Here is a 12,752-nt window from a genome sequence, read left to right on the forward strand (position 1 = left end):
AAATGCATGACACGATACGCCAGGGTAGCACTCTCCGTTGCGGGGAGTGCTATCTTGCTGTTCTCGTGTTCGGGGGAGCCTGAGGATGCTTCGTCGTCGGCCGAGGAGGCGATGATGACGGAGTACAGCGAGCACCTGTCGATCATCAATTCGCAGAACGGACGCCGTTCCTACCACTTCGTCACGCCGCTGCTCGAAGGCTACACGCTGGCCCGGGAACCCTATCGGGAGTTCCGCAAGGGGATCAAGATCACGACCTACCAGGACGATTCGCTTTCGTCGGTGGACGCCGTGCTGACGGCCAACTACGCCATCTATTACGAGAAGCGGGAGTTGTGGGAGGCCAAGGGCAACGTCGTGGTGGAGAAATCCGACGGCAAGACGCTCTATACGCAGCAGCTGTTCTGGAATGCCCGCACGGGGAAGATCTATTCGAACGTGGATTCGAAGATCGTGCAGAATAACGGCCGCGACGTCTTCATCGGAGAGGGCTTCGAGTCGGACGAGGAGTTCAAGGACTGGCGTTTCCGCCGCATGAAGGGGCGGATGGAGGTGGAGATGAAGCAGGCTGCGGACTCCACGGCGGCGGATTCGACAGCCGTACGCCCGGCATCTGCAACAGCTACGGCGCCTGCGCCCACAGCGGCACCGACCCCCGTTGCAACCTCAGCCCCCGTTGCAACCTCGGCGGCCGCTGCGGTACCTGAACCTTCCGCGGCACCTGTTGCTGCCGGCCCTGCGGCTTCCCGATCCGAAGGTCTTTCTTCCCGGACGAGACCGGGTGCACAACCCGCTTCCGGGGCGCCTTCGACGGCAAAGTCCAGGCTCGCAAACCTGGAGCCGAAAAACGGCGTTCCCGAAACCAAAAAGTGACAGCCATGGTGACTTCCCTGATTCTGATTGTCGTCATGTTGTTGTTGTCGGCCTTCTTCTCGGGCATGGAGATCGCCTTCACGAGCAAGAATCGGCTCAAACTGGAGATCGACCGCAAGCAGAGCCGGATGTTCGACAGTATTGCGGAGGTTTTTTCACGCCATCCGGGTCAGTACATCACGACGATTCTCGTAGGCAACAACATCGCACTGGTGGTCTATTCGCTGGCAATGTCGATGCTGCTGCGCGGGATCTACGGCTCGCTGGGGTGGTCGAAATTGGCCCTCGAAGGTTCGGTGGCCATCGACACGGCGGTTTCGACGATCATCATCATCTTCTTTGCGGAGTTTCTGCCCAAGTCGGTCTTCCGCAACGACCCCAATTTCTACTACCGGGTGCTGGCTCCGGTGATCTATTTCTTCTACATCGTGCTCTATCCCGTTGCGCGTTTCACGACGCTGCTTTCGCACGGGATCCTGCGCCTGCTGGGCCGCAAGGTCGAGGAGAAGAATATCACGCCGAGTTTCGACCGGGAGGACCTTGCGGCGCTGCTCGACACGAACGGCCCGGAGCCTCATTCGGAACCGGACAACGAGTTGAAGATCTTTCAGAACGCGCTGGATTTCGCGGATCTTCGCGTGCGGGACTGCATGGTCCCGCGCGTGGATGTCGAGGCGGTGGACATCGACGATACGACGATCGGGCAGTTGACGGCGCGTTTCGTGGATTCGAAGTATTCGCGGATCTTCGTCTGGCGGAAGTCGATCGACAACATCATCGGCTATGTCAACTCGAAGAGCCTCTTCACGCGTCCGGCACAGATCGCCGACGTGATGATGGAGGTGAACTACGTCCCCGAGACAATGCCGCTGCAGTCGATGCTGGAGAACTTTATCAAGCACCGGTCGAACATCGCGGTGGTGATCGACGAGTTCGGCGGCACGGCGGGGATCATCTCGCTGGAGGACGTCCTGGAGCAGATTTTCGGCGAGATCGAGGATGAACATGACGTCCCGGATCTGGTGGAGAAACAGGTGGGGCCCGACGAATATGTCTTCTCGTGCCGTCTGGAGGTGAAATACCTGAACGAACGCTACGATCTGGGAATCGAGGAGAGCCGCGAGTACGATACGCTGGCGGGCTTCATCATTTATCATTACGAGGGAATCCCGGGCGCCGGGGAGACGGTTTCCATCGGGGATCTGCAGTTGCGGATTCTGCGCACGACGCGTTCGCGGATCGAGTTGGCTCGGGTGAAAAAAATGTAACGCAGACAGGAGCCTATTTGCGAATATTTTACTACCTTTGGCTGATCTTTCGAAACAATACGAAAAATTAACATTTATATGGCAAGTTTAAACACCTTACGTACCAAGTTCGGGGTAGTGCTTTCGATCATTATCGGACTGGCCCTCTTGGCCTTTATTCTCTCACTGAAAACCGAAATGGGTTTTACGGGCAATGATCCTCGTGTCGGCGTGATCAACGGCGAAAAGATCAACTATTCGGAGTATTACAACGAGTACGAGCGGATCAAGACGCAGAACAACGTGCAGGAGAGCGACGAACAGCAGTCTGCAATGCTGGCCAATGCGGTCTGGCAGTCGCTGATTACCCGTTATGTGCTGACTCCGGGTTTCGACCTGATGGGCCTGCGGGTGACGGATCCCGAGCGGATGGCGATGGTCAGCGGCCAGCAGCCTTCGCAGGCGTTCTACAACGCCTTTGCGGATCCCCGGACGGGCCAGTACAACGTGGAAGCCGTGAGCCAGTTCCTGGCCCAGGCCGAGACGAATTCCCAGGCTGCACAGGTTTGGGCTCAGCTCAACGAGCAGGCTCGTTTGGAGCGTGAGGCCCAGAAGTTCTTCGGACTGGTGAAGGGCGGCGTCTATGTCAATTCGCTGGAAGTGGCTCAGGGTGTCGAGGGTGCGAACAAGACCTTCTCGGGTAAATGGGCCGGAAAGAAGTATTCGTCGGTTCCCGATTCGCTCTTTACCGTTTCGACGGGAGACCTGAAGAACTACTACAACAGCCACAAGGATCAGTTCAAGCAGATACCGTCGCGGACGCTCTCGTACGTGGTGTTCGAGGTGTCGCCCACGGATGACGATCTGCTGGCTCTGGAGAAGAAGGCTGCGGAGGTCGGCGGGGAGTTCGCGGCTGCGGAGGATGTGAAGGCCTTCGTACGGGCCAACCGCAACGGCCGGATCGCCGAGAACTACGTAACGGCGGCCCAGCTCACCGATGAGGAGGGCAAGGCGCTGATGGCCGGGAAGATGTACGGCCCGGTTCTGAAGAACAACGAGTGGAGGATGGCCCGGGTGCTGGATACGAAGATGGCGCCCGATTCGGTGGGTATCCGCCATATCGTGCTGCCCTATACGCAGGAGACGCTGGCCGACAGCCTGCTGACGGCGCTGGAAAAGGGCGGTGATTTTGCAGCTGCAGCAGCCCGGTATTCGGTTTACGACGCGACGGCAGCCAATGGCGGCGAGGTGGGTGTGATGCCTTTCTCGGCCTTCACGGGCGAATTTGCCGAGGCGCTGGCCGGAGCGAAGAAGGGCGATATCGTGAAGATCGCTTCGGGTGACGCCATCCAGTTGATGCAGGTCTACCGGGCCGACAAGCCCACGAAACATATCCAGGTGGCGTCGATCACCTATCCGCTGGAGGCTTCGGCCGCCACGCGCCGCGACATCCACAACCAGGCGGGATCGTTCATGGTCAATGCCAAGGGCTCTTCGGAGGCCTTTGCCGATGCCGCTTCGGAAGCAGCCGTTACGCCGCGCGTTGCGACGCTGTCTCAGGGCGACCGCACGATCCGCGGTCTGGAGGATTCGCGTGACGTGGCCCGCTGGGCCTACGGTGCCGAGACGGGCGATGTCTCGGAGATCTTCACCGTCGGTAAGGACTATGTGATCGCCATGCTGACCGAGATCGACGACAACGACTACGCTTCGCTGGAGAAGGTGGCTTCGCAGGTCCGTGCCCAGGTGCTGCGCGACAAGAAATACGACTATATTGTGAAGGACCTTGCAGGTTCGACGCTGGCCGAGCAGGCTTCGAGCCTCGGTTCGGAGGTGGACGACTTCTCGGGCGTGACATTCGGGTCGTTCTATATCGACGGCATCGGCATGGAGCCCCGTCTGGTCGGCGCGATCGCCTCTTCGGAGCAGGGTGTGCTGTCGGCTCCCGTGAAGGGAATGTCGGGTGTGTATGTCTTCGAGGTCGGGGATGTGCAGACCGAGGAGAAGCAGACTGCCGAGGGTGAAAAGGTCCGTGCCCAGGCGATGGCCGAGGGTATGGCCCAGCAGTTCGCCTATCCGGCCATCCAGCAGATGGCCAAGATCCAGGATCTGCGCGGCGAGTACTTCTGACATCCGATTCAACGCAACAGGCGGGGAGGGATTTTAAGTCCCTCCCCGTTTTTTTGTGTCGGTTTGTCTCTGTTCAAGAGTGAGAAATCTGCCCGGAATGCTTTTGTGCCCCGACCTGCTTTGCCGTCTTGCGCCGCCCATGCCCCCGCCCGGGCAGACCGACCTGCCCCTCTCTCTTCCGGCTGCCCCGTTCATCGCTCCCCGCAATACGCATCGGTGACCGCTCCGTTGAAAACTTTTGCCCCGAGCGCAATAGTTGCCCGGGATTTGTTATCTTTGTAACAGCAAAACTTTTTTTCGCCATGAACAACTTCATCTATCAGAATCCTACCAAACTGGTTTTCGGGAAGGGCGAGATTGCCCGGCTCCCGGAACTCATTCCGGCCGACAAGCGCATCATGATCACCTTCGGGGGCGGCAGCGTCAAACGCAACGGGGTCTACGACCAGGTTGTGAAGGCCCTTTCGGGCCGAGACTTCATCGAGTTCTGGGGCATCGAGGCCAATCCTTCGATCGAGACCCTGCGCAAGGCGATTGCTTTGGGCAAGGAGAAGCGGGCCGACTTCCTGCTGGCCGTGGGCGGCGGGTCGGTGATCGACGGTACGAAACTCATCTCCGCAGGGCTGCTCTACGAAGGGGATGCCTGGGACCTGGTGCTCAAGGGAAGCTATACGAAGACGGTGCCGCTGGCTTCGGTGCTCACGATGGCCGCCACGGGCTCCGAAATGAACAGCGGGGCGGTGATTTCGCGTTACGAAACCAAGGAGAAATACGCCTTCTACAGCAACTATCCGGTCTTTTCGATCCTCGATCCGGAGACGCTCTACTCGCTGCCGAAGCGGCAGATCGCCTGCGGACTGGCCGATACGTTCGTGCATGTGCTGGAGCAGTACATGACCACGCCGGGACAGTCGCGGCTGATGGACCGCTGGGCCGAAGGGATCCTGCATACGGTGGTGGAGATTGCTCCGCGGGCGCTGGGGGACGAACGCGACTACGACACGATGTCGGAGTACATGCTCTCGGCGACACTGGCGCTGAACGACATGATCCGCATGGGCGTGACGCAGGACTGGGCGACGCACATGATCGGCCACGAGCTGACGGCGCTGCACGGGCTGACGCACGGCGCGACGCTGGCGATCGTGATCAACGGCACGCTGCGCACGCTGCGTGATCAGAAGCACGGCAAACTGTTGCAGTTCGGCGAGCGGATCTGGGGGATCACCGACGGTACGGACGAGGAGCGCATCGACCGGACGATAGCCCGGACCGAGGCGTTTTTCCGTTCGCTGGGGCTCTCGACGCGCCTCTCGGAGGAGGGGATCGGCGAGGCGACGATTGCGGAGATCGAGCGGCGTTTCACGGCTTCGGGCGTTCACCACGGCGAGGCCCGGAACGTCGACGGCCCGATGGCCCGCCGCATCCTGGAGGCCTGCCTCTGACCGGGCGGCGGAATTTTTCGGAGAGGTTGCAGCCTCTCCGAAAAATCGCTTTTTTAAGGGACGACTGTTTAGAGCCCGAGTCAAAAAGAGAGAAAATACGCTGGAAAACGTATTGAACCGCATCTGGCGTATTTCCTCTCTTCTTTGTATGTCAGTCTGTCAGAATTGATTTCCTGAAGGCGGAGTTTCTGTCAGTGTGACGTTGAATGTGACGTCGGTCCCGGCACTTACCGATACGTCAAATCCGACGATAATTGTTCCTGTATTGGGAGAATCCCATTCATATAGCGGATCAGTCGACCACGTATTGAGCGTAACTTCCGGATTGGCCTCGACGATCATATACATCGTTTTGCCATTTTGTTCCAGCTTGAAGCATGTGTCGCTGATTTTTGTCGGAACCGCAGGAGTCACCATAGCCCAGCGGAGACTCCCGTAGACGGCTGTGGTAACCTCGTCATGAATAACGAGGTCTTTGCTGTCGACTAACTTGATGGTCCTGGTGGCTGACTGCACATAATTATTTCCCAATGTACCCGACAGATCGACTTTTGCGCCCTGTTCTGTATTGGAATTGTAAGTTTCCAGAATATTGCACATATTGTCCACCTGGAATGGGCTTAAATCCATGGTCAGCGTATTGTGATAGTCGCTTCGGATGCGGAGGACTTTCGTCCAACGTTCGGAGTTCTGTACCATGCTCCACAGGTTGACACCAGCTTCTTCGACCTGCGTATAGCTTTGGCTGCCCAGATCCATGGCCCAACGGCATCCCAAAGCATCATAGACAAACGAACCGGCATCCATATGCCCGTGCCCTGTCCGAGCTTTTCCGGCCTTGATTCCCAAAAAACGGTCCGTCTCTCCGAGCGTCCAATCCTTATGAATCAGCACGACAGGAGTTGCGCCTTCTCCATGCCAGAATGTTCGTGTCGGTGCGGTAATTTTGTCCGTATCTACGGTTGTCGCATAGGAAAGGAGCATCGGGAGAAACTTCTCAGTTACATATTTTCCGTTGTTTAGCATGCGAATTTCGTTGTAAAGAAGAGACGGATCGTTCATCTTGCGGGCAAACCACCAGATCGGCAATAGCGGCTGCTCGTATTCTGAATTATCCGAGTAATTGAAAACCTTACCGTTAACTCCGACCATGTGCAGCATGTATTCGGCAGATTCTTTAAATCCCTGGATGTCGGATAGTCCGTTGTCGGTACCGAAGGCTTTCTCCAAAGCCGCAATCAATGCAACCTGGAGGTTGTTGCCGTAACACCAGTAACCGTATCCTTCGGGATAGTTGCCGTCCGGTCCGTATTCTGCCAGGGCGAACCGATTTGCGGCGACTGATCGTTCAAGAATATTGATGCATTCTTGATTCATGGATTCGTCATCACCATACAGGGCTATGGCTCCGAGTATTAATCCTCCGTTACAGATTGAGTTCCAGTTGTTCACCCGATCGATGAACTGATCGGTTTCGTCGTACGAGGTTTGGAATCCGAATTCCGTGATTGCCTTGCGTATCAAAATGCGCGTACTCTCCTGCAGGTCATTGTACAGCCAGTCGTATCCGAACGAAGCCGAAAGGACCAGTTCTGCCACGTCGAGATAATGCGAAGGATTCCAACTTGGAAAACTGCAGATGGCGATCAGATCTTCTTCCGCTTTGTTCAGATACCGGCTGTCTCCCGTCATCCGATAGGCGTATGCGAGATTCATGATATGCTTCTGTGCCAATGATGTCGTCAGCCGTTTCCCTACCATTTGGTAGGGAATAGCTTCCTCAGTCAGGTGCAGATCGCTTTGCGCGATTACATAGTCATGTATTTTTTTTAGATCGGGCGAAATCTCTATCGTCTTTTTGAGCGCTTCGAAATCCGATTCCGTCATTAGCAGACGGGGATGGTCGGTTAATTTGGAATAATCGAAGGTCGGGGTGTAATTGTCCCCTGTCCCTGGATCCGGATCAGGTGTCCCCGGATCGCTATTTTCACTACCCGAACCACATCCGCAGAGAAGCATTCCCGCGCATGCAATACTTATAAAGGTTCGGTACAGGTTACTTGTTTTTTTGGGTTGAGCCATAGTATTTTAATGCTTTAATGTTATCGGGGATCCGTTTCTGATAAAGTAACTGTAACGATGTTATATGGCGTGCCTCTTGTCCTTGAAAAGGTTGGGCGAAGTATGGTATACGCATATCCATCTCCCGATACCGTTATCGGATCTGTTGAACTGTTGCCATAACTTCGGAAATTCTGGTTTGTTCCCGGCCCGGTCGGTGGAACCGCGGATTGCATGCGGAGATAGAGTGTTTTTCCATCTTGATTCAATACCCATGTTGCATCATTGCCGGTAGCTTTGTTCGGACGAGTCACTTCAGCTCCCGTCACAAAACCATAATTAATAGTCAAACTGCCACCGGTACTTCGCCTGTATACACTGTCGATAATTACAATATCCGTATTGTTTACTAATTTGATCGTGCGCGTGATTTTGGCATTATTGTCCGATGCCGGGAAGTTGGTATCGTTGATACACCGTGAAAGATCGAGCACGGCCCCTCGTTCTGTAGGCGTGTCGATTATCGACTTGAGTGTGCAGGTGGCGTCTGACGAGCATTTGTTGTTGTCGCTGTGTCTCCATGTACTGTGATATGTACGTGTCGTCTCTTCGAAATCCGTCCAACGCACGGCATTGGCTCCATTGGTCCAGTAATCGGGCGCCGTTTCTTCGACGGTGTCGAAATCGATATGGCAGGGGTCGATTGCCCAACGGTTTTTGCCTATGTCGAAAACATATGATCCCGAGTCGTTATGGGCCATTTCCGTCGTGGGGGTACCTCCTTTGAAGGCCACGTAGCGATCGTTCTCATCATCTTCCCAACCCGAACGAATCATGACGACAGGAGTGACTCCGTCTCCTACATACATTGTCTGGGTCGGAGCCGTAACCGATGCGGCGTTGAAGTTCGAAGTGAATGCCATTACCATGGGAAGGAGCCGGTATTCCGCTTTTTCGGCAGCATAGTCGCCGTTTCTCAGCCGTTTCATTTCATTCCACAACAACGACGGATTATTTGTCTTTTCGGCGAAATACCACATGGGAATACGGATGGAGGGTTCTTCATGGTTGTCGCCATAGTTATAGATTTTGTTGCCGGGGCCTTCCATATGCAGCATGTAGTCGGCCGTTTCGAGAAATCCGGGGGTGGCGGAGAGTCCGTTATCCGTTCCGAATGCTTTTTCCAGTGAAGCGAGAAGCAGTACCTCGTAGGTGGTCCCGTATCCCCACGCTCCATATCCTTCCGGATACGCTCCGTCGGGGCCGTATGCTTCTATGGCTTGTTTGTTGTTGTTCAAGGCATTTTCGAGCACATCGCGGCACCGGGTCGGGTTGAACTCGAAAATGGCAATCGCTGCGAGGATGCGTGACGTATTGCAGACTGCATTCCAATAATTGCTTTTTTCCCGATATTGATCTCCATACAATGCTGCCTGATAGAACGTGATATAGGAGATGCGTTGTTCAATGAGAGATCGTAACTCTTCGGAGAGACCTTCATAGAGCCAGTCGTAACCTAAAGCAATGGCGGTGGATAGCTCACTCAAGTCGAGCATACAGTCCGGATGCCAGTCATCGAGGGCGCAAACGGCCTCCAATTCTGCCGTGGCACGTTCCAGATAGCGGGTATCCTCGGTCATTTGATATCCGTAGGCCAAATGGAATATACGGGCCAATGCCTGGCGTGCGGCATGAAGCAACCTGCCATAGCGGAGTTCATAGGATATGACTGGCTCCGAAAGGAACTTTTCGCATCGGGAGATGATGATTTCATGCAGCGTAGTCAATTCGTTGGAAGTCGCCAACCGTTCCTTGAGGGCTGCGAAATCGTTTGCATTCATCAATAGCCGAGGATGTTCCGTCAGACGGGTATAGTCGAAAATGCCTGTAGGAATGGTTGCTGTGGGATGGTGGAATTCAGTAGGAGTCGGGCGCCTCCAGTCGGGTTCTTCATCGTTGCACGAAGAGAACCCGCAGATCAAAAGTGCGCTCATAGCGTACATTGTCAATAATGATTTCATCGTATTTGAAATATTAATTGTTCGTTACCATACTCTGTTGCATCGTCTCGAATTTCCGATCTGTAAGCGGAAGTAGCCGTGCTGTCAATTTTGCATATTCACCGGGCTGCAAAGTCACTTCGAAACCGATACGGCAAGTATTCGGATTGGGCATGTCGTAGGCATGTGGAGGCTCGTTGGACCAGATTTTTAGCGCGAAATCCTTGGCTCCGCAATCAACTGTCAACAGACGGTGCTTGCCTTGGGACTCAAGCAAAATCTCTTTGTCATTCACAATTTTCGCACAAGCCGGAGTCGTGATAGACCATCGTACATGGGTTATCGAGTCGCCTGCTTTAAGTCGATCTATGACAATTAAATGCTTTTTTTTGTCTACCAATATTTTCCGTACAGCCGAATCCAGGTCGGGATGTAATACCTGTGTCAGATCGACCTCTGCGCCTTTGCATGATCGCGTCCTGAATGTTTTTACGATTGGTGCAAAACCTTTGACGAAATGCCGATGCCCGTTGGCTGTAATCGTGTTGTGCGAGAAGGGTCCGATACGGAAAACCTCCCAGCGTTCGCCCTCTTGACCCGAGTTCCAAAGGTCAACCCCTTTGCTTTCAAGAGTATAATACTCCTGTACACCAAGGTCCATGGCCCAACGGACGCCCTCGGCTTCGAAGATGAATGACCCGGCGTCCATGTGGGCATGACTTGTGGCTGCCGATCCTCCCTTGATTCCCAAATAGGTGTCGTTGGGTGAACTCCAACCTTCGCGGTAGATGTAAACTGGTGTTTTCCCCTCGTTGTACCAAAAATGACGCGAAGGGGCAGGTAACTGGTCAAGGCGGTACTGTGCTCCGAAAATCAACAGACACGGCAACAGTCGATCTTCAGCAAATGCTGCACCGTTTCGCATCTTGTATATTTCCGGCCACAATACGGCTGTATTGCCAGTTTTGCGGGCGAACCAAAAGAGCATCATGTGGCAATCGGCAATCGGCTCTGCATCTGAAAAATTGAAGCAGTTCCCGCTTGGAGCAGACATCATCTGCATAAATTCGGCTGATTCGAGAAATCCTGGAGCCGTTGATAGTCCTCCATCATGTCCGAACGCACTTTCCAACGCAGCAAGAAGCATCACCTGAAAACTGGTTCCATAGCCCCAGTAACCGTATCCTTCGGGATAGCCTCCCTGGGGGGCATAACTCGCCAGGGCGATAGGATTGGTCTTCATACAACGTTCAATGATGGATTGGGCTGTCTCGGGACAATCCTCGTAAATAGCCAGGGCCCCGTAGACCAGCCCTCCGTTGCATACCTGATTCCAATTGGTTGCAGAAGAATAAAACCAGGCCTGTCGGGAATTCGATGTCGGGGCAAATCCCTTGTCGATAATGGCTTGCCGGACAGTCTCACGCGTGGCAGGTGAGAGCTGATCATACAACCAGTCGTATCCGATAGCCAAAGCCATGGTCATTTCTCCCACATCTAAAAAATGGGAGGGGTTCCAGTCTATGAATTGGCTTGCAGCAAGCATCTCTTGCTCGGCTCGCCGGGCGTACCGTTTATCTCCAACCATGCGATAGGCATAAGAGAGATAGAAGATACGCTTCAAGGCAGTCCGGGAAACCGCGAGTAGCCGTTTCCCCTCCTTGATCCGTTGGACGGGCGGTTCCAAAAGGAATGTGGAACAGTCGGCAAGAATTCGCTCGTGGACTTTCTGCATGTCCGGATTCCCCCGAAGGTGCTTTTGCAGGATTTGTTCTTCACCTTTGCGCAAAAGCAATCGAGGATGCGGCGTAATCGAAGAATAGTCAAACGTCGCACACCAGGCCGAAGCCGTGCAGCATAGAGAGAATATAAGAATTAAGATTTTCATGATTCCTTTTCTCTAATTGTAATGGTCTGGATTTTCGTCCTGCCATTCGTTCACTCCATCGCGTATTCTGTTCCGGAACGTCAGCGTATCCTGTACATAGGTTGATGTCCCATCCTTATTGTCGTACTTGTAGTTGAGGAAGATCTTGCGATCTTGCAACAAACGGGCCTGGTTGAAATGGCTGCCTTTGTCGAAAGGTTCGATTGTGAGACTTCCGTCCGCAGACGAGACTTCTATTTCGCCGTGTTCGTGCTGTACGAGGCGCAGTGATCCGCTTCCGTTGCCCAGCCGATTGGTTGTCAGCGCTAATGGAGCATCGGTTGTCAATGTATAGATGGCGTTTTCGTCTTGAGGAATCGTCGTGGGATAAACATCCGTGGAAATCACTTCATTTGTGGTATTGTCCCGGATGGTGGTGACACCTCCATGATAGTAGTTGCCGAAGAGCATGTTTTCGTATTTCACAGCGATGACTGCGAAACTTTTGGACAATAGCACGGTGTCTGCGTCAGCGTGTTCGATGCGGAATCCGAATGCGTAGTAAGGAGTTTTTGTTACGGGGTCGGAGAGAAAGGCAACTGAATCGGCTTTTACTGTTACAGTTCCCGTATGCCAACCTTTGGGAATGGTCATTCGTTCCGTATTGCTCAAGAGGTAGTAGTCTGTAGGCATCACAGCGATTTCGCTGAGATTCAAGCTGCTGAACAGATTGGTCACATATGCCGCACTGAGATCTCCGGCCGGCGCATTCCCATACATGCCGTCTATTGCCGTAAATGAGGTGCCTTCTACGTTGATACCTTCCTCTTCATCAAAGGTATCGCTGAATTCAATCAGATCTCCGTTGACCAGATTGTCATCTATCCGGAAATAGACCTCCCGATCCTGCGTGTTGTCGATTACACCTGCCAATACGGCTCCGATCTGAAAACTCATCCCTTCTCCCACGATGAAACTTCGCACATCATATTGATAGGCGATATATATGCCGGAAGAATGCCCGGAGGCATTTTTGTAATCTTGGACATAGTCATCGTAACATCCCGAAGACAATATCGATAGAGAAAGAATCATTAGTAATTTTTTCATCGGTATACTTTTTTGAGGG

At 53.9% G+C, this 12,752-nt stretch carries 8 protein-coding genes; 4 read left to right on the top strand and 4 right to left on the bottom strand.

Annotated elements, in window-relative coordinates:
• Positions 1 to 6: 6 nt before the first annotated feature.
• The 4 genes from lptC (at position 7) to ABGT65_RS09165 (ending at position 5,695) form a co-directional block, all read left to right on the top strand.
• Entirely contained in the window at positions 7 to 873 is an 867-nt protein-coding gene (lptC, locus tag ABGT65_RS09150; protein WP_346701544.1) for an LPS export ABC transporter periplasmic protein LptC, read from the top strand.
• Positions 874 to 878: 5 nt separating this feature from the next.
• Positions 879 to 2,141: a hemolysin family protein gene (locus tag ABGT65_RS09155; RefSeq protein ID WP_346701545.1), complete on the top strand. Its 1,263-nt coding sequence runs from the start codon at positions 879 to 881 to the stop codon at positions 2,139 to 2,141.
• A 78-nt stretch (positions 2,142 to 2,219) separates the two neighbouring features.
• The gene (locus ABGT65_RS09160; protein ID WP_346701547.1) at positions 2,220 to 4,250 is read left to right on the top strand and encodes a peptidylprolyl isomerase; all 2,031 of its coding nucleotides are present in this window, start codon (positions 2,220 to 2,222) and stop codon (positions 4,248 to 4,250) included.
• A gap of 302 nt (positions 4,251 to 4,552) precedes the next feature.
• Positions 4,553 to 5,695 (top strand): iron-containing alcohol dehydrogenase, encoded by a 1,143-nt coding sequence (locus tag ABGT65_RS09165; RefSeq protein WP_346701548.1) that lies wholly within the window; start codon positions 4,553 to 4,555, stop codon positions 5,693 to 5,695.
• A gap of 159 nt (positions 5,696 to 5,854) precedes the next feature.
• Here ABGT65_RS09165 and ABGT65_RS09170 read toward each other — a convergent pair whose 3' ends face one another.
• The 4 genes from ABGT65_RS09170 to ABGT65_RS09185 are packed head-to-tail and all read right to left on the bottom strand — an operon-like array spanning position 5,855 to position 12,733.
• Entirely contained in the window at positions 5,855 to 7,777 is a 1,923-nt protein-coding gene (locus ABGT65_RS09170; RefSeq protein WP_346701549.1) for a heparinase II/III family protein, read from the bottom strand.
• Between the two features lie 20 nt (positions 7,778 to 7,797).
• Positions 7,798 to 9,777: a heparinase II/III family protein gene (locus ABGT65_RS09175; RefSeq protein ID WP_346701551.1), complete on the bottom strand. Its 1,980-nt coding sequence runs from the start codon at positions 9,775 to 9,777 to the stop codon at positions 7,798 to 7,800.
• Between the two features lie 13 nt (positions 9,778 to 9,790).
• On the bottom strand, positions 9,791 to 11,644 hold the full coding sequence (locus ABGT65_RS09180; RefSeq protein ID WP_346701553.1) for a heparinase II/III family protein: 1,854 nt from the start codon (positions 11,642 to 11,644) through the stop codon (positions 9,791 to 9,793).
• Positions 11,645 to 11,656: 12 nt separating this feature from the next.
• Positions 11,657 to 12,733, bottom strand: coding sequence for a hypothetical protein (locus ABGT65_RS09185; protein WP_346701555.1), 1,077 nt, complete (start codon positions 12,731 to 12,733; stop codon positions 11,657 to 11,659).
• Positions 12,734 to 12,752: the final 19 nt, after the last annotated feature.

The sequence above is a fragment of the uncultured Alistipes sp. genome (genome assembly GCF_963931675.1).
In the GTDB taxonomy this organism is placed as follows: Bacteria; Bacteroidota; Bacteroidia; order Bacteroidales; family Rikenellaceae; genus Alistipes.

What these genes read in the sequence shown, in the direction of transcription:
- lptC (WP_346701544.1), top strand. Translation starts at nt 7, where the DNA reads ATGACACGATACGCCAGGGTAGCACTCTCCGTTGCGGGGAGTGCTATC.
- ABGT65_RS09155 (WP_346701545.1), top strand. Translation starts at nt 879, where the DNA reads ATGGTGACTTCCCTGATTCTGATTGTCGTCATGTTGTTGTTGTCGGCC.
- ABGT65_RS09160 (WP_346701547.1), top strand. Translation starts at nt 2,220, where the DNA reads ATGGCAAGTTTAAACACCTTACGTACCAAGTTCGGGGTAGTGCTTTCG.
- ABGT65_RS09165 (WP_346701548.1), top strand. Translation starts at nt 4,553, where the DNA reads ATGAACAACTTCATCTATCAGAATCCTACCAAACTGGTTTTCGGGAAG.
- ABGT65_RS09170 (WP_346701549.1), bottom strand. Translation starts at nt 7,777, where the DNA reads ATGGCTCAACCCAAAAAAACAAGTAACCTGTACCGAACCTTTATAAGT.
- ABGT65_RS09175 (WP_346701551.1), bottom strand. Translation starts at nt 9,777, where the DNA reads ATGAAATCATTATTGACAATGTACGCTATGAGCGCACTTTTGATCTGC.
- ABGT65_RS09180 (WP_346701553.1), bottom strand. Translation starts at nt 11,644, where the DNA reads ATGAAAATCTTAATTCTTATATTCTCTCTATGCTGCACGGCTTCGGCC.
- ABGT65_RS09185 (WP_346701555.1), bottom strand. Translation starts at nt 12,733, where the DNA reads ATGAAAAAATTACTAATGATTCTTTCTCTATCGATATTGTCTTCGGGA.